18 protein-coding genes and 1 tRNA gene are annotated in these 25068 nt (G+C 57.2%); 12 read left to right on the forward strand and 7 right to left on the reverse strand.

What is annotated here, in order from left to right; translation table 11 throughout:
* The first annotated feature begins 17 nt into the window (after positions 1–17).
* From selA to CPY64_RS15715, 3 genes are all read left to right on the forward strand, one after another.
* Positions 18–1436, forward strand: coding sequence for an L-seryl-tRNA(Sec) selenium transferase (selA, locus tag CPY64_RS15705; protein ID WP_042486137.1), 1419 nt, complete (start codon positions 18–20; stop codon positions 1434–1436).
* A complete protein-coding gene (selB, locus tag CPY64_RS15710; protein WP_042485915.1) occupies positions 1433–3352 on the forward strand; it encodes a selenocysteine-specific translation elongation factor in 1920 nt (639 codons plus the stop codon). Before selA ends, selB begins: the two co-directional genes overlap by 4 nt.
* An 87-nt stretch (positions 3353–3439) precedes the next feature.
* A tRNA-Sec gene (locus CPY64_RS15715) sits at positions 3440–3535 on the forward strand.
* Positions 3536–3592: 57 nt separating this feature from the next.
* On the opposite strand, the gene CPY64_RS15720 is transcribed toward CPY64_RS15715, so the two are convergent.
* The 4 genes from CPY64_RS15720 to CPY64_RS15735 form a co-directional block, all read right to left on the reverse strand.
* On the reverse strand, positions 3593–4192 hold the full coding sequence (locus tag CPY64_RS15720) for a helix-turn-helix domain-containing protein (RefSeq protein WP_042485912.1): 600 nt from the start codon (positions 4190–4192) through the stop codon (positions 3593–3595).
* A gap of 67 nt (positions 4193–4259) precedes the next feature.
* Positions 4260–5042: an aldolase gene (locus CPY64_RS15725; RefSeq protein WP_042485909.1), complete on the reverse strand. Its 783-nt coding sequence runs from the start codon at positions 5040–5042 to the stop codon at positions 4260–4262.
* Positions 5043–5072: 30 nt separating this feature from the next.
* Positions 5073–5684: a glutathione S-transferase family protein gene (locus tag CPY64_RS15730; RefSeq protein WP_042485907.1), complete on the reverse strand. Its 612-nt coding sequence runs from the start codon at positions 5682–5684 to the stop codon at positions 5073–5075.
* Between the two features lie 10 nt (positions 5685–5694).
* Positions 5695–6666, reverse strand: coding sequence for a Bug family tripartite tricarboxylate transporter substrate binding protein (locus CPY64_RS15735; RefSeq protein ID WP_307188530.1), 972 nt, complete (start codon positions 6664–6666; stop codon positions 5695–5697).
* A 357-nt stretch (positions 6667–7023) separates the two neighbouring features.
* On the opposite strand from CPY64_RS15735, the gene CPY64_RS15740 reads away from it, so the two are divergent.
* Both CPY64_RS15740 and CPY64_RS15745 read left to right on the forward strand, forming a co-directional pair.
* Positions 7024–9282: a FepA family TonB-dependent siderophore receptor gene (locus tag CPY64_RS15740; RefSeq protein ID WP_042485904.1), complete on the forward strand. Its 2259-nt coding sequence runs from the start codon at positions 7024–7026 to the stop codon at positions 9280–9282.
* 208 nt (positions 9283–9490) lie between these two features.
* Positions 9491–10579, forward strand: coding sequence for a hypothetical protein (locus CPY64_RS15745; RefSeq protein ID WP_042485901.1), 1089 nt, complete (start codon positions 9491–9493; stop codon positions 10577–10579).
* A gap of 33 nt (positions 10580–10612) precedes the next feature.
* Here the strand turns inward: CPY64_RS15745 and CPY64_RS15750 are convergent, their stop codons facing one another.
* Complete coding sequence (locus CPY64_RS15750; protein WP_042485897.1) at positions 10613–12733, reverse strand: TonB-dependent siderophore receptor; 2121 nt, start codon at positions 12731–12733, stop codon at positions 10613–10615.
* 237 nt (positions 12734–12970) lie between these two features.
* Between CPY64_RS15750 and selD the strand changes: the two genes are divergently transcribed.
* Positions 12971–14005 carry a selenide, water dikinase SelD gene (gene selD / locus CPY64_RS15755; protein WP_042485894.1) on the forward strand — a complete coding sequence of 345 codons (1035 nt, stop codon included), beginning with the start codon at positions 12971–12973 and terminating at the stop codon, positions 14003–14005.
* Between the two features lie 137 nt (positions 14006–14142).
* Here selD and CPY64_RS15760 read toward each other — a convergent pair whose 3' ends face one another.
* Both CPY64_RS15760 and gntH read right to left on the reverse strand, forming a co-directional pair.
* Complete coding sequence (locus CPY64_RS15760) at positions 14143–15165, reverse strand: Bug family tripartite tricarboxylate transporter substrate binding protein (protein WP_052362958.1); 1023 nt, start codon at positions 15163–15165, stop codon at positions 14143–14145.
* A gap of 8 nt (positions 15166–15173) precedes the next feature.
* A complete protein-coding gene (gntH, locus tag CPY64_RS15765) occupies positions 15174–16229 on the reverse strand; it encodes a guanitoxin biosynthesis MBL fold metallo-hydrolase GntH (protein ID WP_042485892.1) in 1056 nt (351 codons plus the stop codon).
* Positions 16230–16333: 104 nt separating this feature from the next.
* On the opposite strand from gntH, the gene CPY64_RS15770 reads away from it, so the two are divergent.
* The 6 genes from CPY64_RS15770 to CPY64_RS15795 all read left to right on the forward strand — a co-directional run bounded on the left by CPY64_RS15770 (position 16334) and on the right by CPY64_RS15795 (position 25065).
* Complete coding sequence (locus CPY64_RS15770; RefSeq protein ID WP_042485889.1) at positions 16334–17338, forward strand: LysR substrate-binding domain-containing protein; 1005 nt, start codon at positions 16334–16336, stop codon at positions 17336–17338.
* A complete protein-coding gene (gene mnmH, locus CPY64_RS15775) occupies positions 17328–18422 on the forward strand; it encodes a tRNA 2-selenouridine(34) synthase MnmH (protein ID WP_042485886.1) in 1095 nt (364 codons plus the stop codon). The genes CPY64_RS15770 and mnmH overlap by 11 nt, the downstream gene beginning before the upstream one ends.
* A gap of 171 nt (positions 18423–18593) precedes the next feature.
* Positions 18594–20855 (forward strand): NosR/NirI family protein, encoded by a 2262-nt coding sequence (locus CPY64_RS15780; protein ID WP_042485881.1) that lies wholly within the window; start codon positions 18594–18596, stop codon positions 20853–20855.
* Positions 20856–20917: 62 nt separating this feature from the next.
* Positions 20918–22822: a TAT-dependent nitrous-oxide reductase gene (nosZ, locus tag CPY64_RS15785; protein WP_042485877.1), complete on the forward strand. Its 1905-nt coding sequence runs from the start codon at positions 20918–20920 to the stop codon at positions 22820–22822.
* A 7-nt stretch (positions 22823–22829) separates the two neighbouring features.
* Entirely contained in the window at positions 22830–24170 is a 1341-nt protein-coding gene (locus CPY64_RS15790; protein ID WP_226791393.1) for a nitrous oxide reductase family maturation protein NosD, read from the forward strand.
* Positions 24154–25065, forward strand: coding sequence for an ABC transporter ATP-binding protein (locus CPY64_RS15795; RefSeq protein WP_042485874.1), 912 nt, complete (start codon positions 24154–24156; stop codon positions 25063–25065). Before CPY64_RS15790 ends, CPY64_RS15795 begins: the two co-directional genes overlap by 17 nt.
* Positions 25066–25068 lie beyond the last annotated feature (3 nt).

Raw genomic sequence — 25068 nt, forward strand, 5'->3', positions numbered from 1 at the left:
ATGCCTGCCTTTGAATGATGAGCCCTACTCCTGAACTCTCTCCCGCCCACATTCCCTCCCTGGACCGCTTGCTGCGCTCGCCAGAGTTCCAGCCCTTGCTAAGCCAGTTCGGCCATACGCGCCTTAGTCAAAGCGCGCGCGGCCATTTACAGGCACTGCGAGAGGCAGTGTTGAGGGGATCACTAAGCCCTCAGGATCTGGAGCCCGCTCAGCTTGCCAAAGCACTGCAAGCACAGTTGCAGGAAGAATCCCGGTTGCAGCTGCGCCCAGTCTTCAATCTGACCGGCACCGTGCTGCACACCAATCTTGGACGTGCGATGCTGCCGGACGAAGCCATACAGGCTGTCGTCCAGGCCATGCGCTCGCCCGCCAATCTGGAATTTGATCTGGAAACCGGCGGCCGAGGCGACCGCGATGACCTGATCAACCCCTTGCTCTGCGAACTGACCGGCGCTGAAGCCGCCACGGTCGTGAACAATAATGCCGCCGCCGTGCTGCTGATGCTCAGCACCCTGAGCCCCCACCGCGAGACCGTGGTGTCGCGCGGCGAACTGGTTGAAATTGGCGGCGCCTTCCGTATCCCCGACATCATGAAGCGTGCCGGTGCTCGTCTGCATGAGGTGGGCACCACCAACCGTACCCACGCGGCTGACTACGAAAACGCCATCAACGAGCGCACCGCCATGTTGATGAAGGTGCATTGCAGCAACTACGCCGTCAAAGGTTTCACCAAAAGCGTTGCAGTCGAAGAGGTTGCACAGATCGCCAGGAAGCACGGCCTGCCCACCAGCGTGGATCTGGGCAGCGGCACCTTGGTGGACCTGAGCCAGTGGGGCCTGCCGCCCGAGCCCACCGTGCGCGAGACCATCGAAGCCGGTGCCGATATCGTGACTTTCAGCGGCGACAAGCTGCTGGGTGGCCCCCAGGCCGGTCTGATCGTAGGCCGGGCAGACCTGATCGCCAAGATCAAGAAAAACCCGCTCAAACGCGCTCTGCGCGTGGGCAAAATCACCTTGGCAGCGCTGGAGCCTGTGCTGGCCTTGTACCGTTCGCCAGAGCGCTTACCCGAACACCTGACCACCCTGCGTCTGCTGACCCGACCTTCTGCAGAGATGCGCGCCCAGGCGCTGCGTTTGGCACCCGTCCTGCAGCAATGGGTGGGGACACAATTTGCAGTCGAACCCACTGCCATGCTGAGCCAGATTGGCAGCGGTGCTTTGCCCGAAGACGTGCTGCCCAGCTTTGGACTGCGCTTTGCCTACCAAGGCACAGGCCGTCCGGGCCGCCATCTGACTCAACTGGAAAAACGCCTGCGCACTTTGCCCCAGCCCGTCATCGGGCGCATTGCGCAAGATGCCTTTTGGCTGGACTTGCGCTGTCTGGAAGAACCCTTTGAGGCCGCCTTCAGCGCACAACTGATTCCCGAGCAAGCATGATTGTTGGTACAGCAGGACATATCGATCACGGCAAAACCACCTTGATCCGCGCCTTGACGGGTGTAGATACCGACCGTCTGGAAGAAGAAAAAAAACGCGGTATCTCCATCCAGCTGGGCTATGCCTATACGCCTTTGCCCGATGGCCAGATTCTGGGACTTATTGATGTGCCCGGCCACGAACGCCTGGTACATACCATGGTCGCAGGAGCAACCGGCATTGATTTTGGTTTGCTGATCGTAGCTGCAGATGACGGTGTCATGCCGCAAACCCGCGAGCATCTGGCCGTGCTGCAATTGCTGGGTTTGCAGGCGGGCGCCATCGTCCTGAGCAAGGCGGATCGCGCCGATGCGGCTCGTATTGAATCCGTCAAAGCCGAGCTGCAAGCACTTGTCCAAGGAAGCTTTCTGGACAGTGCCCCCATCTTCGTGGTCGATGCCCTGTCCGACGACAAACCCGGCCTGGAAGCGTTACGCGAGCATTTGCACGCACAGGCCATGCAGTCCACTAAACAGGATGGCCAGGGCTATTTCCGTCTGGCCATTGACCGCGTTTTCACCTTGCAGGGCCACGGCACCGTCGTGACCGGCACTGTGCACGATGGCGTGCTGGATCTGGATGGCCCGGCTATGGACTTGCGCCTGATGCCACGTGGCACGCCGGTACGTGTGCGCAGTATTCATGCACAGAACCAGTCCTCGCGCCAGGCTCGTGCCGGCCAGCGTTGCGCCCTGAACCTGGGCGGAATTGATGTACAGGATATCGAGCGTGGGGACTGGCTGGCCGATGCCCGCTGCTTCCTCCCCTCCAGTCGTATCGATGTGGAACTGAGCCTGCTGGACAAAGACATCCCCGCCTTGCGCACCTGGTCTCCCTGGCATGTCCACATGGGAGCCGCGCACCTGACAGCCCATGCCGTCCCATTGGATGGCGAGTCCTTGCAGCCCGGGCAGACCGGCAAGGTCCAGTTGGTCTTTGACCGCCCGATCTGCACCATGACGGGCGAGCGCTTTATCTTGCGCAACGCCCAGGCCAGCGAGACCATCGGCGGCGGGATTGTGCTGGACCCGAATGCGCCGGACCGCAAACGACGCTCTACGACACGTCTGGCCTGGCTGGACGCCTTGGCGCAATGGACGCGCGGCGGACCGTTGGAAGGCCTGCTGGCCCAAGCACCTTACGGTCTGGACGAAGCAACGCTGCTGCGTCTGTCGGGAGGATCTCAACAAGGCTTGAGCGCCCCCGCCAATGCCCGCTGGCACACCGGATCTCGCCCACAAAGTCAGCCTATCTTGTTGAGCGATGCACGCCTGGAAGCACTGTGTCAGCACATAGAAAGCGTGATGCTGCAGTTCCACGAGCGCAATCCGGACGAGCCGGGCCTGTCCATCAGCCGCTTGCGACGCATGGCCGCCCCCACCATGCCCGACGCTATCTGGCAGCTCCTGACCGAATATCTGCTGGCAGAACAGCGGCTGGCCCGACAAGGAGCCTGGCTGCATACGCCAGGCCACCGCGTCACCCTGAGCCCCGAAGACGAAGCGCTGGCCACCGCCCTGCTGCCCCTGATCGAGGCAGGCCGCTTTGATCCTCCATGGACACGTGATCTGGCCAAAGAAACCGAAGCCCCAGAAGAGCAGACCCGCAACGTACTGCGCCGACTGGTGCGCCAAGGCGAGCTGTTTCAGATCGTGCACGATCTGTTCTATCACCGCCGCCAGATCGCGGTGCTAGCCAATATCGTCAAGGAGCTGCACAGCGGCCAAGGCGTCAGCGCCGCGCAGTTCCGGGACGCAACGGGACTGGGCCGCAAACGGGCCATTCAGATTCTGGAGTTCTTTGATCGCGTCGGCTATACACGACGTGTACGTGATCGCCATGTATTACGGGGTGAAGCCTGGGCGGCAGCAGACTGAACCCGAAGCGTCATGCGGGGGCCAGAGCAGGCAGCGCCCGGATCATTGAAGCGTAATCAGCCCTAACGTATGATAGGGCCTCTTGAAGGAAAGCATCCGTGCCCGGTGGCACGGCCGGGCTTCAAACCCGGTTGGGGGCGTCAGACGTTCCCAGGTAGGTTCGACTCCTGCTGCTTTCCGCCACTTTGTTGACCGAGCATTCTTCATCCCCACCACATGCCAGGGACACGTGTCCATTGACTACGCCGGCGTATCGGACGTTGGACGACCTGCTGTTGGTCCCGAGTCAGAGCACGTCACCGCCAGTACCTGCGCCTGTTGATCCCCCAGGCTAAGCACGCTGTGGGGTAGCTCCGAATCAAAATATACGGAATCCCCCGTCTCCAAGGTCATGCTGTGCTCTGCAATGGTGACTTGCACTTGCCCGTGGATCACAAATAAAAACTCTTCTCCCCCATGCGGGAAAGTTGGCGCCGGCTGCTCTTGCTCGTGTGGAGGGTAAATCACAAAGGGGTCCATCAAACGAAAGCGCCGCCGTCCGGCCATGCTTTCGTAACGGTAGGCGCTATGACCTGCCACACTGGGCAAGGGCATACGTTCGTGTCGACGCACGACACACACACTTTCGTCCTGATCCAGATCCCCCTCTCCAATCAACTGCGACACCCCCATGCCATAAGCCTGGGCCAGCTTGACTACGGTAGAGATGGACGGCGCACTGACTGCCCGCTCCAGCTTGGACAGATAACTTTTAGTCAGACCGGTGCGCTGGGCCAACTGCTCCAGCGACAAGCCATGTTGGCGACGCAGGGCGCGCAAGCGAAAGGGAAGATGGGTCATGGGTTAAACAAGAGGTGTAGCGCCCGAGGTCAGCCTCGGAGCGCATATAAAAAAGCGGCCTCTTATTCTACTCAAAAACATCCGTATGGCGTTTCAGCGCTTTGCGGGCATAGTACTCAAAGCCGATCTGGGAGCGGCGCGGTCTCAGAATCCAGTCATGTGCCTCTCGGCCCAGTTCCGGCGCAATAGGCTTGATCGTTCCGGCTGACATCGCCAACAATTGCATGCGCGCTGTGCGCTCAAATTGCAACGCCAATACGCAGGCTTCTTCTACTGAGGCCGCCGCCACCAACATTCCATGGTGCGATAAAAGAATAGCGCGCTTGTCACCCAAAGCCTCAGAAATGATCTGTCCCTCTTCATTGCCCACAGGGACACCCGGCCAATCCTTCAAGAACGCGCAGTCCTCATACAAAGGGCAGTTGTCCATATGGGATACATTCAACGGCACCTCCAGCATGGACAGGGCGGCCACATGCAAGGGATGTGTATGAATGATGCAGTTCACATCCGGCCGGGCACGATACACCCAGGAGTGAAAACGGTTTGCTGGATTAGGCATCCCATATCCCTTCAAAACCGTTAAGTCTTCGTCTACCAGCAAGACGTTGGTCGACGTAATTTCATCAAACCCAAGCCCCAGCTGCTGCGTAAAATACGTGCCCTCCTGTTCGCCGCGTGCTGTGATCTGGCCAGCCAAACCAGAGTCATGGCCGCCATCAAAAAGAATACGGCAAGTCAGTGCGAGCTTCTCGGGAACACTGCGCTCAGGGATTTCGAAGAGGGCCTGCATCTGGCTTTGCGCCTGTTCAATCAGCACGGACTTGGACAAGCTCATGGTGTCACTCATAACAACTCCTTTTGTAAATTAATATCCTGCTCACAACAGCGGGACATAGCCCGCCAGGGCCTGCATACGCTCGAGCCAATGTCGTACCGATGGATAGGGGCGCAGGTCGTACCCTCCCTGCTCTGCCATGCAGGTATAGGGAAACAAGGCCACATCGGCGATGCTGGGCCTGCCTCCAACGAAATAGCGATGCAACTGCAAGTACGCCTCCATCTGAGCCAGAGCTTTATCGCCCTGTTCGCGCCACGCCAGCACCGCAGGATCATCCACCGTCATCGTCCCCCGCAACGCCACCCACAGTCTGGGCTGTGCAAGGTTGGTCATATGCTGAGTCTGCTCAAAAGACAGCCACTGCAGCACCTGAGCCTGCGCAAGCGGGTCCGCGGGCAGAAAGTCTGTGCCCTGCGCCAGGTACCACAAAATAGCGGCCGACTCTGCCAGCCAGGGTCCTTCCCGGGTTCGCAGTACCGGTACCTGTCCCCAGGGGTTGATTTGCCGAAACACCTCGGTATCCAGATCCCCCTCCACAATAGACAGGCTGCGCCGCTGTAGCGCTATCCCCAAATAACCGCACAACAGTCGTACCTTCCAGCCATTGCCGGTATGCACCGTGTCGATAAGCTCCAGAGCGGCGTGTTTCATTGTTTTCACCTCACTCAAGACTGATTTCTGCGGTCTGAACAATACGCTGCCACTTGCTGCGCTCAGCCGCGATGAAGCTTTGATACTCATCCTGGGTGCCGGTGTAGACCTGGCTGCCCTGCTGCTCCAGATGGGCTTTAAATTCCGGGTTGGCCAGTGTCTTTTGCAATGCCGTCTCCAACACCGCAACCACCTCCTGTGGCGTACCCGGCGGGGCCAGCAACACGTTCCAGGAGCTGATACGTAGCTCAGGAGCGCCCAGCTCTGCGCTGGAGGGCACTTCGGGAGCAGCTGGGGAACGTTGGCTATCAGCCAGCACCAGGGCCTGAAGCTTGCCCGCCTTCACCTGCGGCATGATCACGGGAATAGCATCCATCACCATGTCAGCATGGCGGCCAACAACGGCACTGACCGCTTCCCCTCCACTCTTGAAAGGGATATGCCGCACATCAAGTTTCTCGGTCAACTTGAAAAGCTCTACCCCCAAGTGCGGCGCACTCCCTATCCCTGCTGACCCGAAGTTAAGGACCCCAGGCTCCTGACGGGCATGGGCAACCAGTTGGGAATAACTCCCCGTACCCAAATCCGAACGAACTGCCAGAACATACGGAGACCCCGTCACCATGCCGATGGGCACAAAGGCCTGCGGGTCGTAGTTGATTTTAGAAAGAATCAACGGGTTGACCACCTGTGTGCCTACTGTCCCCATGAACACGGTGTAACCGTCCGCTTTCGCATTTTGTGCAGCCTGAGCGGCGATCATGCCCCCGGCTCCTGCCTTGTTTTCAACAATCACGGTCTGGTCCAGCTCCTTGCCCAACTGCTGGGCAAGGAGGCGTGCCACCAGGTCGGTGATCCCCCCTGCACCAAAAGGCACGATCAGACGTACTGACTGTGCCGGGAACGTCGTTGCTTGTGCCGGAGCCGCCGTCATCGTCAAGGCCGCCCAGCCGGCCATCATCAAACCAAGCATCTTTTTCATTGGATGTCTCCTGAACTTTTTAAGTTTGAATTGTTCAGGACACATTCTCATCAAAAATGACCCATCGTGTCAAATAGAATAAAAATGTCCTTGATGATTTTTTTAACGTATTAAAAAAATTAAAAAAACATGAGTTCGCAATACTCAGAATGCTTTCCAAGAACTAAATCTGTCTAAAAAGACACCAAAATATCCTTTCAGACAATTAGTGTCTTGTGCGCTTATCAATACCCCTCTTTTCTGTGCGTGTTTCATGCACCACAAAACCGTCAGGTTTCTCGACAGCCGTCACATTTTTAAACACAATTCGTAGCGCGAACAATTCTCATTCTGTTTATCGTTTACTAGGAAAGTATTATGAATTTATCGGCGCCTCCGGCCCGCCGCCCGATCTTTGCATTGGGCTTGCTCGCCACGGCTTTGGCAGCCAGTTTCAGCGCTAACGCGCAAACCTCCAGCGTCCGGGGTGGGGTGACCTCGCTGGAAGAAATTCGTGTACTGCCTTCGGCGGAAGAAGCTGTCAAACAGGCACCCGGCGTGTCCACCATTACCGCCAAGGATATTGAAAAACGTCCTCCCGCCAACGACCTGTCCGAACTGATCCGCACCATGCCTGGTGTGAACCTGACCGGTAACAGTCCGTCCGGTTCCTACGGCAATAGTCGCCAGATCGACTTGCGCGGCATGGGCCCGGAAAACACCTTGATCCTGATTGACGGCAAGCCTGTCAGCTCGCGCGACTCCATCCGCATGGGGCGAGACGGTGAGCGCAATACCCGCGGCGACAGTAACTGGGTGCCCGTCAACGCGATCGAACGCATTGAAGTGTTGCGCGGTCCAGCCGCCTCCCGTTACGGCTCTGGCGCTGCCGGTGGTGTCGTGAACATCATCACCAAGGCCCCTACCGACACCTTCTCCGGCTCGGTAACCGCTTACGGTCTAATTCCTGAAGACAGCAACTACGGCTCCACCCGCCGTACCGGCTTTAACCTGTCTGGCCCCATCGCCGACAAACTCTCTTTCCGTGTTTACGGCAATATCGCCAAAACCGATGCGGACAAGCCTGCCTTAAACGCCAAATCCTCTGGCATTGATGTGAGCGAAACCAACGTTCCGCCCGCGGGCCGTGAGGGTGTACGAAACAAGGACATCAACGGTCTGGTCCGTCTGGACATCAACCGCGACCATCGCCTGGAACTGGAAGGCTCTTTCAGCCGCCAAGGTAATATTTTTGCTGGTGAGCGCCTGTTCACCAACGGAAATGCCACTATCGCCTCGCTGGCAGATGATGGCGCAGAAACCAATATCATGTATCGCCGAGCGGGCTCGCTAAGCCACTATGGGGACTACGGCCAAGGACGCACCTCACGCCTGACCTTTGCCTATGAAGGCACTACCAACTCGCGCCTGAATGAAGGGATGGCCGGGGCAGGTGAAGGCAGCATTTCCAACCCTGGTACCGGTTCCGTTTCCGAACTGCGTTCGCTGAATGTCTCCGGCGAGTACAACACGCCCCTGCAGATTGCGAACAAGCACGTTCTGATGACAGTAGGTTTCGAGCACCGGGATCAAAGCCTGGATGATGATTACGCTACCCGCTCTGGCCAGACCATCAATGGCAATAGCGATTCCAAGAGCAAGGCAAAAACGACGGCCGCTTATGTGGAAGGCAATATCGAGCTGACCGAGGCCTTGACCATCACTCCCGGTGTCCGTTTTGACCATCACAGCAAATTCGGTGACAACTGGAGCCCCAGCCTGAACGCCTCCTACTTCATCACCGACAACATCACCCTGAAGGGCGGTATTGCGCGTGCCTTCAAGGCACCCAACCTGTATCAGTCCAACCCCAACTACCTGTACCAGACGCGCGGTAACGGTTGCCCGTACGACCCCGTAACTGGCCAACGTGTCAGCGGTCCTTGCTACATCTTCGGTAACGACAATCTGTCGCCCGAGCGCAGCATCAACAAGGAAATTGGTCTGGCCTACGACAACGCAGGCTGGGCAGCCGGTCTGACTTACTTCCAGAACGACTACAGCAACAAGATTGTGGCCGATATGGGCGACCAGACCATTCCGGATGCGGTGTACATTGGCGGCTCCCTGGTCCGCCCATTCCAGTGGGTCAACTCCGGCAAGGCCGTGATCCGCGGTCTGGAAGGCAACCTGACTATCCCGATCCTGGGCGAGAACGGCGACACACTGAGCCTGAGCAACAACCTGACTTACATGATCACCAACAAGTCCAAGGAAACAAATCAGCCATTGACCGTCATTCCACGCTACACATTGAACAGCACACTGGATTGGCGCGTGAACGACAGACTGTCCATGCTGGCTACCGCCACGCTGTATGGCAAGCAAAAGCCACGCTCGCACAACCTGTCCAACAACTCGGAAGTGAAAGGCGATGGTCTGCGTGAACGTGGCTCGTATGCCATCTTCGGTCTGAGCGGCGCTTACCAGGTGACCAAGTCCACCAATATCCGTCTGGGCGTCAACAACCTGTTCGACAAGCGCTTGTACCGCGAAGACTCGGGTAGCGGCCAAGGTGCCAACACCTACAACGAACCTGGTCGTCAGTACTACGCGACATTGACTGCCAGCTTCTAATGTCCCACGCTCTACTCCGGACTCCAGCAGGAGTCCGGAGGATTGATCGTTTTACCCGCCCCTGCCTGCCCCGTCTGGAGCAGCCGGGGCTACGTCGTACCCGGCTTTAACCCACGGCCTCCCTCCCCGACCCCGCTCCAACAGCGCTAGACTAAAGCCTTGTTGGCCAGCTTTCTGGCTACAGAATCACCACATTCGGGAGCTGATCTTGTCGTCCACCGAGCCTGATCTCGCGATCTACGCCGGGCCTCGTGCCTATCGCCACATACAAAGCCATGGTTTACATGCCAAGGACATCAGCACACTGATTGGCAGCGCAGGTGGGCCCAAGGCTTTGGCGCTGACTGGGCTGGATCAGTATCTGTTTGGGGACTGGCTCAACACACATGACGAACCGCTGTGGCTGTTTGGCAGCTCCATTGCCTCCTGGCGTTTCGCCTGCGCAGCGCAAAGCGATCCGCACAAAGCCTTTGCGGACTTTGCGCAGCTTTATATACACAGCCCCTTTCTGCCCAACTCCACGGTAGCGGACATTACCCGGTCGACCCAGACCATGCTGAAAACCTTGCTGGGGGATGGTGACTCACAGGCAGCGATCCTGAACCACCCGCGCTATCGCTTTGCCATTACCGTGGCGCGCAGCAAAGGCTGGGCGGGTTCCCGAAATCAAAAGCAGCTTGGCGCGGCCCTGCTTAGCTGCATGGTCGGCAACTATGTACACCCTGCCATCCCGCACTGGTTCTTTGAGCGGGTCATCGTGCACGACGCTCGCAGCCCCTTGCCCATTCATGGCAAGCATCAAGGCCGGGCCCGTTACGCGGCGCTGGATCAGCACAATCTGTTTGAGACCTTGGCCGCCAGCACGGCCATTCCATTGGTCATCGATGGTGTGGATGCGGCCCACAACTGGCCCGCCGGGCTTTACCGGGATGGAGGGCTGGTTGACTACAACTTCTGCGCGCTGGATCTGGATAGTCCCGGCCTGACCTTGTTCCCCCATTTCACGCAAAAAATCAGCGCCAGCTGGTTCGACAAATATCTGCCGCGTTGGCAGAAAGCCCGCCGCCCCCACTGCCTGGATAATTTGATTCTGCTGTGCCCCACTCCGCGCTTTTATCAGCGCCTGAAAGGCCAAAAAATCCCGGATCGCTCCGACTACAAACGGCTGTCTGATTCGGAGCGACGTCTGGCCTGGCAACACTCCGTTGAACAAAGCCAGCGCCTGGGCGAGCAGTTTGCGCAATGGGTCGCTGATGACCAGCTTGCCCAGGTTGTACGCCCCCTGCCCTTCCCATAAGCGGCGCTTGCCACACAACAAGTGCCAGTCAGCTCAGAATTGATAGCGCAATGATGCCATCACATTACGGGGTGCGCCGTAGGTATGACTGCTGTACGCAAGACGATAGGTTTTGTCGAAGATGTTATTGAAATTCACGGTTAAATCCGCCCGAGGCGTAATGGCATATCGAGCCATCAGATCCACCACCGTATAGGCTTTCTGTGTATTGGTTTCACGAGCTACGCCGGTCAGCTGATTATCAAAAATCTTGCTTTGCCATTGCACGGAGCCGCCTACCGTCAATTTATGCCATGCACCCGGCAAGCGATAAGTCGTGAACAGCTTGACCTGGTCAGCCGGAATATCCGTCTTGATCTTCTCCCCGTCAGCACCCCGGAAGCGGTAGTGGGTATAGCCCGCCCCCATTTGCCAGCCAGGGGCAAGCTCGCCATTGATCTCGAACTCAATCCCTTCAGAACGCGTATTGCTGGCTGCGGTGTACGCTTGGGTTCCGCTAGGAGTCAGTTCCTTGCCATCAACGACAGCCAGATTGTCCTTGCGAGTCTGAAACACCGCCAAAGAGGCTGAAGCCGCCTCTCCAGGGAACAAATATTTGACCCCCAGTTCATAGTTATTGCCTTTTTCAGGGTCCAGATAATTGCCATCTCTGTCCTGGCTGGACTGGGGATTGAAGATTTGCGTATAGCTGGCATACGTCGCCCACTGCTCATTCCAGTCGTAGACCAGACCTGCATAGGGGGTAAACACGCCATTTTCTTTACGCAAGGTCGTATTGGAATGGTCCTTCCAGTTCGTGACCCGTCCGCCCGCAATCAAGGCCAAGTTGTCCGTCAAACGCAAACGTGTTGCGGCATACGCCCCCCACTGGCGCGCCCGCTGATTATCCGGCCCGGTAATCTTCAAGTCCGGACGTGGCAGGTTACGGTCAAAGTCCTTGATCTGAGCAATGGGGATACGCTGGCGCGCATAAGCCATGTCATGTCGGGAGAGCTCGTAGTAATTGGCCCCCAGCATAATGTCATGCCCTTGCCCCCATGCCTGAAAGCGCCCTTTGATCGTGATATCGGCCGTATCCTGCGTGGGTGTTTTTTCATTGAAGCCCGCCGTCATGGAACCTCGCCCCTGCGGGGTCGGCTCCGGAGCGGCCACTCCATACAACTGCTCGTTATTCAGCCAAGAACGCCCCACCGCCATTTGAATGGACCAGTCATCATTGAACTCGTGTTCAAGTTGAGCAAATGCCATCGTCCGGCGCTGCTTGCTGTAGGCCCAGGCGGCCGTCGCAGAATCGCTACGATCCCACTCCACCAGATTTCCGTCCGTATCCGAGACACTGAATGCGTGCATGCTGGAGCCATCGTAACGATTATCCATGTGCTCAAGACCCAGTCTGGCTACCGTTCGCGCCCCCAGATCCGCTTCTATCACGCCATAGAAAACATCCCGTTTGCCCTTGTAGCCATCCTTCCAGGAGCGGGACTGATCATAAGCAGCAACCAGCCGTCCCCGCACAGAGCCGCTGTCATTGAGCGGGCCCGAAATATCCGCCATGCCCCGGTACCGATCCCAGCTCCCCACTCCTGCTAAAACCTGTCCTTGAAACTCGGCCGTTGGCCGTTTGCGCTGCATCATGATGGATGCCGACGGCTCTCCAACCCCACTGAGCAGGCCGGTCGCACCGCGCACAATGGCGACATTGTCATAAATGGCGGTATCCATGACGCTGACCCCGCCATACCCTTGCAAGGCGGCAGCCGTCGTCGGGACACCATCAATAACGTAATTCGTGATGTTGAAACCACGTGCCTGAAATGAGGTATAGCCTGCGCCGTCATCCCCGTATTGCCGGCGACTGACCCCGGGACTTTGCTCCATGACCTGCCCCAAGGTATCCAGGCCCTGATCTTCGATGCGTTGTCGCGTAATGACCGTTGCAGACTGGGGCAGCTCCTGTAGCGTCATGGGCAATTTCAAAACCTGAGGCACAGCCTGTTGCTGATAGCTGCCTGTGCCCTCAGACTTCTCATTCTGAGCCCGCACTTTGATGGACGACAGGGTGGATACCTCCTGAGGCGTTTCCTGAGCTTGTGCCACACCCATCAAAAGCCCCAAAACCATGGAATACCCGCCAGCCCAAACCACTGCTTTCATACCTTCCCCTTATATTAAATGCGAATTGTTCTCATTATTGTAATGCGAACTAATTATTTTTGAATATGCAATTTAATAAGCAACAGGTAAATACTCAGGCACGAAACCCGCTCTTTTCAAATACCCAAACGTGCTCAGCGGGCAAACCGTTCACCTGTCCATGACGCCCAGACCTCGCCTAAGTGCTCTGATCGATTTACCATGACAGCTTCCGATCACAACCTACCCCCGAGCAATATGGATACTCCTATTCGTCTGACCCAATACAGTCATGGAGCCGGTTGCGGCTGCAAGATATCCCCCAAGGTACTGGACATTATCCTGGCCGGTAGTGGCGCCCAGAACATGGACCCGAACCTGTGGGTAGGCAATACCTCGCGCGACGACGCCGCTGTCTACGGCCTGAATGAGGAAACGGGCGTCGTCTCGACCACCGATTTTTTCATGCCTATCGTGGACGACCCCTATGACTTTGGGCGCATTGCCGCGACCAACGCCATCAGCGATATCTACGCCATGGGCGGCAAACCCATCATGGCCATTGCCATTTTGGGCTGGCCTATCAATGTGCTGTCTCCTGAGGTCGCCCGCGAAGTGGTGCGAGGCGGACGGGCTGCTTGCGATGCTGCAGGCATCACCCTGGCCGGTGGCCATTCCATTGATGCACCCGAACCTATTTTTGGGCTGGCCGTCACCGGGGTCGTTGATAAAGGCCAGTTAAAGCGCAACGACACGGCTACTGAAGGTTGCCAGCTCTATCTGACCAAACCTTTAGGCATCGGCGTGCTGACCACCGCTGAGAAAAAAGCCAAGCTTCGTCCTGAAGATCAAAACCTGGCACGCGACTGGATGTGCACGCTGAACAAGCCCGGCAGCCGCTTTGCGCAACTGCCCGGCGTGAAAGCCATGACGGACGTGACCGGCTTTGGCCTGCTGGGCCACCTGATCGAAATGGCGGACGGCAGCGGCCTGACTGCCCGTCTGAACCTGGACCGTGTGCCCTTGCTGCCCGGCATTGAGTACTACCTGGAACAAGGCTGCGTCCCTGGCGGCACGCAACGCAACTTCGACAGTTACGGCCACCGCATCGCCCCTATCAGCCAGGAGCAAATCAATATCTTGTGCGACCCGCAAACCAGCGGCGGTTTGCTGGTGGCCGTTGAGCCCTCTGCCACGGCCGAATTTCTGGCCGTAGCAACAGAGCTGGGCCTGACGCTGGAACCTATTGGACAAATGATTGCGCAGCAACAGCATGCTGTCGAAGTCGTATAAATCAATATAGGCACCCTGCTCGTCCCCAGGGCCATCACGGGCGATCAGGGCTGTATAACCCTTGATAGCAAGACAGAGCCGCCAACTCATTGAAGCGGCGGCTCTTTTCCTGCAACTCCTCTCTTTGGCAGCAAGGGCTACATGTTCAGCTCCAGACCTTGCAGCTTTTCCTGCCAAACCTGAGCTTCCTGCCGCAACTCCTGTTCCAGGGCAGGACCAGCCTGTGCATTGATTTGCAATCCTGCATCCTCATACTGGCGCACCAGTTCAGGTGTCTGCAAAACCGATAGCACGGCCGAGGACAACGCCTCCCTGCGTTCCGCTGGCGTATCCTTGCGAGCCACCAGCATCCACCAGTTGTCGGGAATAGCAGCAAGCAACTTCCCCCAGCCAGCTTCCTGTACAGTGGGCACCTCAGGCAAAACCGCCAGGCGCTGTGGTGCCACTACCGCCAAAGCACGAACACGCCCCGACTGCAGCATGGCCTGGACAGAAAGATAGCCTATGACAGCAAACTGCACTTCGCCCGCGCCCAGGCCCGTCACCATCGCACCTCCGCCCCGGTAAGGCACATGCACCGCTTTGGTATTGCTGGCTTGCAAAAGCAGCGCTCCGGCCAGGTGGGGCAAGGTCCCTGCACTGGGCGAACCATAATTGGCATCGCCTTTTTGAACGCGCAGATAGGCTATCAGCTCATCCAGACTTCGTATGGGCAATTCAGCATTCACCACGATTAACAAAGGCACAGAAACCAGTTTGGCAATTGGCGTAAATTGCTCCAGAGGATCGAGTTTCTGATCCGGAAACAAAAACTGATTGATCACCAGATTGTTGGTCGCCGCCGACAGCACGGTATATCCATCTGCGGGTTGGCGCAGCAGATAATCCGCACCAATCAGCCCCCCCGCACCCGGCTTGGATTCAATAATGAAAGCCTGCCCAAAATGCCGTTGCAGCTGGTTTCCAAGCAAGCGAGGCACTTGGTCTGCAATACCACCGCCACCGTAGGGCACAACGATATGCACGGGTTGATCAGGATAAGAGTCTGAGGCCTGCGAACTCATGCCAGGCAGGGCCAGGATTGCCGTCACCACAAGACGGCGTAAAACGACACGACACCGCAGGCCCGCACGGTGCAGCGCTACGAGAGTGTTGGTCATGACGGTTCCTAAAACTTGGGGAAAATCTGTTTTTCAGACAGCCAAGGTGACATCTTCATGCGCTCTTTGCGAGGCGCCTTCTTGAACTCTTCGTGATGTTCTTTATTGGGCCATACATCCGCACTGGTCACAGCCATCCGCGTCACAATCCGTTCCGCCGTCACGTTAAAAACCATCATGTCCTTAGCCAACACCAAGGGCCCCTGATAGTGCGTACGGATCGCCTGCTCCATCTGTGGCGCCGTATCGAAATCATTAAAAAAATGGTACGCCACGGCCAATCTGGGAGCACAGAGCTCAAAAACCTTGCCCGCCTCGACCGGATCCGAATGCGCCATGCTGCCAACACCAATGGCAGTACGTTCGTCGTAGCCGGACCGCTCCATCAATTGCTCACGGGTATTGAAAGTCTCATGGACCACCACGTCAGCATCGCGCGCATTTTCCACAAAGAAATAGCTGGGGGTAGTGTCTCCGGAGTACACAAAGGACAAACCATTCCAATCCAGTCGAAGGCTAACCGCACCATCGTAAATATGCACAGCCGGGAAACTGCTCACCTTCACTCCATTGCGCTCATAAATCACATGGGCTCTGGAGTAATCAAACTCATGCACATTGACCTCTGCCCCCACCGCCGGCAACAGCCCCACTCGCGTGTCCGTATCCCAGGCATAAGACTCCATCTGCTTGGTCACAAAATGCTTCATACCGTATTTTTCAACGGGGCCGGACGGGCCATACACCTCCAGCGGCCTTGTACGCCCCCCCGCCCAGCTGCCTATCCATATTTGCGCAAAATCACCAACATGATCAGTGTGCAAATGAGTCGCAAAATACGCCGTCATTGTTTGATAAGGGATCTGCAGGGCACCAAAATTAGTCTGGGTGCCGTAGCCAAAATCGAACTGAAACTTGTCGCCATTGCCCAGTTCAACCAGCCAGCCTGCATTGGCTTGCGAGGGTCTTAAAAAAGGACGTCCTGTCCCCAATGCTGTAATCCGCATTTCATCCTTTCCCAGTTCCTCGGTATTAGGAAAGAATTGGTCCCGATAGTGCGTCATGTTTGTCTCCTGAATCATCGTTATTGAAATACGCACGATCAGTCTAGAATTGGACGACTTGCCTGACTATTTACATTCCGGCCCCTATCCATACCAATATTGATATGTCTGAAGATCTCGATCCCACCTTGCAACAAGCGCGTCAACGCTGGCAGCAGGTTGCGCGTTTCAAGCTTCGTCATCTCGTGCTCCTTGATGCCATCGGAGAGTTGCAAAACTTGCGTCTGGCCGCGGAACACACATATATGACCCAGCCGGCAGCCAGCCGGATGCTCAAGCACATTGAGAGCTTGCTGGGCATGCCTTTATTCAAACGTGGCAAACATGGCCTGCGGCCCAATCCAGAAGGCGAACTGATGATTCGCTATGCACGACGCATGATTAACGATCTGCAGGCCGCACAGCACGAATTACAACAACGGGAGGGCGGGCTGACAGGCAGCATCAAAGTGGGGGCAGTGCAATCTTCTGCCAGCCAGATATTGCCGCGCAGCGTCGCGCGCCTGCTCAGCCAGCACCCAGGCCTGCACATCTCCATTCAGGAGGGTGAGTCTCACATGCTGGCGGACGCCCTCAGAGCGGGCAAGCTGGACTTGCTGGTAGGACGTTTGAACACGGGATCAACGCACCACGAGCTGAATGTGGAGATTCTCAGCACCGAACCGTTTGTCGTCGTGGCCAACTGTCACCACCCTTTTGCAAAACGGTCTCAAGTCCAGGCGCATGAACTTGTGGCTGAGCAATGGATATTGCCCCCAAGGACCACTCCCATCCGACATGTATTTGATAGCCTGTTTATCAAAAATATCCAACAAACACCTGAGCGCGTCATCGACTCAGTATCATTATCTTTTAATCAGGTCTTGCTTCAGGAAATGCAATGCTTGGCCATCTTGCCGCGCACCACTGCACTAAGCCTGGAGAAGCAGGGACTGCTACGCATTCTGTCGTTTGAGCTAGGCCAACTGTTCGGAGCACTGACGATTGTTACCTTGAAAAATGGCATACCTCGTGGTGGCGTGCAGGCTTTGATTCAAACCCTGCGCAATACGGCAGTTCAAGAGCAGACCGACCCACCCAGTAATCTGAAGTCAACCGATGCGCCCTGACACCCACCACTACCGCGAGCTGTTCCTGAACGACGTGCCTTTGATGGACGCTCGCGCTCCCATCGAGTTCAACAAAGGTGCCTTTCCCGGCGCGTTGAACCTGCCATTGATGAACGATGAAGAGCGTCATCAAGTGGGTATCTGCTACAAGCAGCATGGTCAGGACGTCGCGATTGCGCTGGGCAATAAACTGGTCAGCGGTCAGATCAAGAAAGAGCGGCTGCAAGCCTGGGTGCAATTCACGCAAGCGCACCCCGACGGCTATTTGTATTGCTTCCGAGGTGGTCTGCGCAGCCAGATCACACAAACCTGGCTACGCGAAGAGGCGGGCATTCGCTACCCACGCGTGGTGGGCGGCTACAAGGCCATGCGTGGCTTTTTGCTGCACAATCTGGAACAAACCATCAGCAGTGCCCGCTTTCAGATTCTGGGGGGCATGACAGGTACAGGCAAAACTGATGTGCTGCAGCAACTTGATCACAGTCTGGATCTGGAGGGCTATGCCCACCATCGCGGTTCCAGCTTTGGCAAACATGCCACTGGCCAACCCAGCCAGATCGACTTTGAACACCGCCTGTCCATTTCCATGCTCAAGAAAACCGCACAAGGGCATCAAGGCTTTGTGCTGGAAGATGAAAGCCAGACTATTGGTCGTTGCAGCCTGCCACTGAGCCTGTATCGTGGCATGCAGCAGTGGCCCATTATCTGGCTGGAAGACAGTCTGGAAAACCGCATTACGCGCATCGTGCGCGACTACGTTCAGAATCTGCACGCGGAGTTTACACAGCAGCACGACCCGCAAACCGGCTTTGCGCTGTTTGCCGAGCAACTGCGTCAAAGCCTGGCCCGCATCACCAAACGGCTGGGTCATCAACGCTACCAGCAACTATCAGCCATCATGGACGCCGCCTTGCAGGAACAAGAGCGTAGTGGCGCGCTGGACGACCACCGCGACTGGATTGGGGGCCTGCTGACGCAATACTACGACCCCATGTACAGCTATCAGCGCGAGCAAAAAAAAGATCGGGTCATTTTTCAGGGTGATGCCGACGCGGTCCTGAATTATTTGCGTCACCAAAGCTGAACCCCATCTAAAGCCCGGCCAGCAAAGCCTGCCATCATTTCTCACAGATCAAGAGCTGACTGACGCCGACCCACACCCACTCTTGTCAGAATCTGTCCTTGCTCTGACACAAAGAGCAAACAAAGGATAACCCCTACCATCTCGCAAGAATCTTGTTGCAGGTGGTAAGAAATGACGTCCCTCAATCGCTTGGCCCGGCATGTCCAGTTACGTACTATCTGGCTCCTGCTTTTCCTGCTGGCAGCCTGTTTAAGCAGCACTTCCGCACACTCCACGTCGCGCATTGCCCACTTCCTCCCGGACATTGCCCTCAACGAGATCTTCCCCACCGCCACCCACACCAGCGAGCCCGCAGGCTCGCTGCCTGTCGCCAAGGTATTTAAAGATCAGGAGCAGCTAGGGTATGTGTATGTGACGACCGACATCGTCAACACCCGCGGCTATTCCAGTTTCCCCATCGACACTCTGGTTGCCATGAGCATGGATGGCAGCATCGTCGCCGCCAAGCTGCTGGAACACCATGAACCCATTGTCTTGATCGGTATTCCGGAGTCGCGCGTCGAAGCCTTTATTCAAGGCTATATCGGCCAGAACTACATCAAGAACCGCCCCAAACCCGGCGCACCGCCACCCGTAGATATCATCAGCGGTGCCACCGTGACCTTGATGGTCGTGGGCGACAGCATCATGCGCTCTTCTCAGTTGGTGGCCCGGCAAGAAGGCATAGGCCAGCCTGCCGCCCCCGCCACGGCACCCGTCGCCGTCAAGCGCAGCATAGATACCAGCAACCACACCATTTCCAGCTGGGACGAACTGCTCCAAAGCGGTGCCATCCAACGCCTGCATGTCAGCGTGGCCGACATCAACCAGGCCTTTATTGATAATGGCCGTACAGAGGCCGCCGCCCATCCTCAGGAAGGCGATCCACAAGACACGTTTATCGACCTGTACGCCGCCCTGGTCAGCGTGCCCAGCATTGGACAAAGCCTGTTAGGCGAGGCCGATTACAACTACCTGCAACAAGAACTGAAACCCGGCCAGCAGGCCATGCTGGTCGTGAGCAATGGGCTGTATTCCTTCAAGGGATCGGGCTATGTGCGAGGCGGGATTTTTGACCGCATCGAAATCATCCAGGACCTGGACAGCTTTCACTTCACCGACCTGGATCACCAACGTCTGCCCGGCGTGAAAGCCGCAGGTGCTCCGGATTTCAAAGAAGCCGCCCTGTTCAAGATCCCTGCTACCGCCACCTTTGATCCTGTTTTGCCCTGGCGACTGCAACTGTTGGTACAGCGTGTGCTTAGCGTCAAAGACAAAGCCTTTGTCACGCTGAACCTGAATTACCAGCTTCCTGACTCCTATTTGACGGCGCCCCCTCCAGCAGCCGCTGCAGCAGCCCCCGAAGCCGCAGAGCACGATGACCTGGAAACCGCCAGCGAGCCTTTGTACAAGCAAATCTGGGCTGGCAAGAAGGTACAAATTGCCGTGCTGCTGGTGTCTTTGCTGACCTTGGGCGGAGTCTTCTTCTTCCAGGACACGCTGACAAAACACGAGGTGTTCTACCGACGCTTTCGTATTGGCTTTCTGCTGTTCTCCCTGGTCTGGATTGGCTGGTACGCCTCGGCCCAATTGTCCGTGGTGAATGTACTGACGTTCTCCCACGCCCTGCGCACCGATTTCCGCTGGGAATACTTCCTGATGGATCCACTGGTCTTCATTCTGTGGATTGCTACCGCCATTTCCCTGATTTTCTGGAACCGGGGCGCCTTCTGTGGCTGGCTCTGTCCTTTCGGAGCACTGCAAGAGCTGGCCAACAAGCTGGCCCGCTTCCTGCGCATTCCCCAGATCAAGGTGGCCTACAGCGCCCATAAACGGCTGGTAGCCATCAAGTACGTGATCTTCATTCTGCTGTTTGGCTTTGCCCTGTACGACATGGCCGTGGCCGAAAAGATGGCCGAAGTCGAACCCTTCAAGACCGCCATCATCCTGAAATTCATCCGCGACTGGCCCTTCACGATCTTTGCCGTACTGCTGCTGATTGCCAGCCTGTTCATCGAGCGTTTTTACTGCCGCTATCTCTGTGCCCTGGGCGCTGCCCTGGCCATCCCCGCCCGCCTGCGCATTTTTGACTGGCTGCGTCGCTACCCCATGTGTGGCAACCCCTGTCAGCGCTGTGCGACCGACTGTCCCGTACAAGCCATCGAGCCCGAAGGCCCCATCAACCCCAACGAATGTATCCAGTGTCTGAATTGCCAGATGCTGTATCACCACGAGAAAAAATGCCCGCACCTGATTCAAAAGATCGCCAAACGCAAGCGAGATAAACCGGCCCCCGTTGCCGTTGCCAGCTCGCTGCAAGACGATGCTGCCGCCCGCCCTACCGTGCGTCCGCGCAGCGTAGACAGTACCGATTCCACCCCCGCCACGCCGTGAGACGCCTGGGCGCGCCCCAGCGCCAAGTCGGTCACGTCATCACACACAAGGAAAATCACACCATGTCCGAGAACAAGCAGGATAAACAGGGTCTGAGCCGCCGCGCCTTTTTGGGCACCGCCGCCTTATCCGGCGCTGCTGTGGTCAGCGCCACCCACATTGGCAATGCCTTGGCCGATACCAAAAAGGCGCCGAACGGGCAAAGCGCCCATATTGAGCCGGGCGAGCTGGACCAGTACTACGCCTTTAATTCCGGTGGTCAGTCCGGCGAGATCCGCATCATGGGTCTGCCCTCCATGCGCGAACTGATGCGCATCCCGATCTTCAATATTTGTAGTGCCACCGGCTGGGGGATTACCAACGAAAGCCGCCAGATCATGCGCGCCAATCTGACGCCTGAAACCCTGGCGTTTGCAGACTCCCTGGGCGGCATTTTGCCCAATGGCGATGCTCACCACCCCCATATGTCCTTTACCGACGGGACCTATGACGGGCGCTTCATCTACATCAACGACAAGGCCAATAACCGCGTGGCTCGCGTGCGCTGCGATGTCATGAAGTGCGACAAGATCATTGAGATTCCCAATGCCGACGGTATCCACGGCCTGCGCCCGCAACGCTACCCACGCACCGGCTATGTGTTCTGCAACGGCGAGCACATCGTCCCCCTGCCCAATAACGGCACAATCTTTGGCAACCCCAAGGAAAACTATTTCTCGGTGTTTACCGCCATTGATGGCGACACCATGGAAATCGCCTGGCAGGTGATCGTGGACGGCAACCTGGACAATTGCGACGCCGACTACCAGGGCAAGTACGCGTTCTCCACCTGCTACAACTCCGAAAAGGGAATAGATGTAGGCGAGATGAGCGCCAACGAGCAGGACTGGGCCGTGGTGTTCAACCTGAAAGCCATTGAAGACGGCGTCAAGAAAGGCGACTTCAAAGAAATGCAGGGCGTCAAAGTGCTGGATGGCCGCAAAGGCTCGCGCTACACCCGCTACATCCCCGTACCCAACTCCCCCCACGGTTGCAATGCCTCCCCCGATGGCATCCACGTGGTCTTTAACGGCAAGCTCTCGCCCACCGTCACCATGATCGACGTGCGCCGCCTGGATGACTTGTTTGCCGACAAGATCAAACCACGTGACTGCGTAGTGGCAGAACCTCAGCTGGGTCTGGGCCCACTGCACACCGCCTATGACGGCCGCGGCAATGCCTACACCACGCTGTTTATCGACAGCCAGATCGTGAAGTGGAACATTGCCAAGGCCATCGAGGCGTATCAGGGCAAGGACGTAGACCCCATCATCCAGAAACTGGATGTGCACTACCAGCCTGGCCACAACCACACCACCATGGGCGAGACCAAAGAAGCCGATGGCAAATGGCTGGTGTCGCTGAACAAGTTCTCCAAAGACCGCTTCCTGAACGTAGGCCCGCTCAAACCCGAGAACGATCAGTTGATCGACATTTCAGGCGATGTGATGAAGCTGGTCCACGATGGCCCGAGTTTTGCCGAACCGCACGACATGCTGCTGGTTGCCGCCGAAAAAGTACGACCCAAGCGCGTCTGGACTCGCGACGATCCATGGTGGGACGGCGCACGGAAAATGGCCGAGAAAGATGGCGTCACCCTGGAAGGTGCCTCCAAGGTCATCCGGGATGGCAACAAGGTTCGGGTCTACATGACTGCCGTGGCACCCGTGTTCTCCGTGCCCAGCTTTGAGGTCAATCAGGGCGATGAAGTCACCGTCGTAGTCACCAATATGGAAATGATCGAAGACTTGACCCACGGCTTCACCCTGTCTGGCTATGGCGTGGCCATGGAAATTGGACCGCAGCAAACCAGCTCGGTCACCTTCACGGCCTCTCGCCCCGGTGTGCATTGGTACTACTGCCAGTGGTTCTGCCACGCCTTGCACATGGAAATGTCCGGTCAGATGAATGTGAAACCCAAAGCCTGACGGTGACATGAAGCCTTTCCGCCTGCTCCCCGCCCGTGCACGATGCCTCAGCCCAACCCTGGTGCTGAGGCTGGCCTTCAAGCCGCTTACGATCCTGGCCCTTGCGGCCAGTGGTCTGGCTGCTCAAGCGGCCACCATTGAGGTGCCTGCCGATACCGCGCTGCAAGCCGTTATCGATGCCGCCCAAGCCGGCGACATCCTGATGCTGGCTCCCGGCACGTATCAGGGCAATATCATCGTGAACAAACCTTTGACGCTTCAAGGCCCCAGCAACCGGCAAGCCGTGTTGATGGGCGAACGTGAAGGTCGCACGGTGTGGGTCCAGGCGGAAGATGTGCAGATACGTCAGATCACCGTGCGCAATTCCGGCTTGAGCCTGCCGGATATGGATGCGGGCATCTTCCTGGACAAGCCCGCCCATAACGCCCTGATCGAAAACAACGACATCCTCGACAATCTGGTGGGGGTATATGTCTGGGGGCCCCACAACGCGCTGGTGCAGCACAACACTATCGTGGGCAATAAAGAGCTGCGTCTGAATGAGCGTGGCAATGGCGTGACCGTCTGGAACTCCCCCGGCTCACGCATCTTGTACAACGATATTTCCTGGGGTCGCGACGGGATTTTTTCCAATACCAGCCGCGACAATGTGTTCAGCCACAACCGCTTTACCCAGCTACGCTATGCGGTGCACTACATGTACACCAATAACAGCGAGGTCAGCAGCAATGTCTCCATAGGCAATGACATTGCTTATGCCCTGATGTTTTCGCAGTTCCTGACGGTACGTGAAAACATCGGCATCAACAGCACACATCAAGGCTTGATGCTCAACGCCGCCCAACAATCGACCATTACCGACAATATCGTGGACGGGGCCGAAAAAGGCGTTTTTCTCTACAACGCCAACTTCAACAAGATCTCCGGCAACCTGATTCAAAACACCCAGATCGGGGTGCACTACACCGCCGGTTCCGAAGGTAATGAGATCACGGAAAACGCCTTCATCCAGAACCAGAATCAGGTGAAGTATGTGGGCACCCGCTACCTGGAGTGGTCCAGCAAGGACCGGGGCAATTACTGGAGCGATCACAGCGCCTTTGACCTGAACGGTGACGGCATCGGTGACACCGCTTATCGCCCCAATGGCCTGATTGAACAACTGGTGTGGCGAGCCCCTTCGGCGCGCGTGCTCTTGAACAGCCCCGCCGTTTCCATTGTGCGCTGGGCGCAAACCCAATTTCCTGCCATTTTGCCCGGCGGCATCATCGATAGCGCACCGCTGATGCGTGCGCCCGACAATCCCGTCTGGGAGCGCTACAAGGCCAATCATGACTCCATCCAATAACTGTACGGCCCCTGTCGCGCTGGCCAATGTCAGCAAGCTGTATGGCCAGCAGCGTGCCGCCAACGCGGTGAACTTCGAGCTTTACCCCGGCCAATGCACGGTGCTGGCTGGCCACAATGGCGCAGGCAAAAGTACCGTCATCAAACTGATTCTGGGCCTGATCCGTGCCGATGAAGGCAAGGTCACCTTGCTGGACCACGATGCGGGTTCATCCCAGGCTGCCCGGCTGCGAGCCCATATCGGCTACCTGCCTGAAACCGTCGCCTTGCACCCTGCCTTGACCGGCACCGAAACACTGGCGTTTTACGCCCGCCTCAAAGGGCTGCCGACCAGTGACAACCAGGCTTTACTGGCACGTGTCGGCATTGCCCAAGCGGCTCACAAACGCGTAGGCACGTACTCCAAAGGCATGCGCCAACGGCTGGCACTGGCCCAAACCCTGCTAGGCAAACCTCGTGTGCTTTTGCTGGATGAACCCACAACCGGACTGGACCCGGCCTCCCGTCTGCTGTTCTACGAGATCGTGCAAGAACTGCGCGATGCCGGGGCCACCATCCTGCTCAGCACCCACGCTCTGGCAGAGATGGAACGTCTGGCAGACCGCATCATCGTGATGCAACAAGGACGCAAGATTGCCGATGGCACCTTGTCCGAACTGCGCCAACACGCTGGCTTGCCGGTACGTATTCGCCTGACCGTGGAGCAGATCCCCGATTCTGTTCCACCGCACTGGAATGTCATCGGCACCAATCGTCTGGAACGTCATTGCACCGAAGCCGAAAAAATCCAGATTCTGCGCGAAGCGCATGCCATCCCCGGGTTGACCGACCTGGAGCTGGAATCCCCCGGTCTGGACGAGTTGTATGCGCACTTTTTGAAGCGCGAGGATTACTAAGCC

It is taken from the genome of Alcaligenes faecalis (assembly GCF_002443155.1).
Classification (GTDB): domain Bacteria; phylum Pseudomonadota; class Gammaproteobacteria; order Burkholderiales; family Burkholderiaceae_B; genus Alcaligenes; species Alcaligenes faecalis.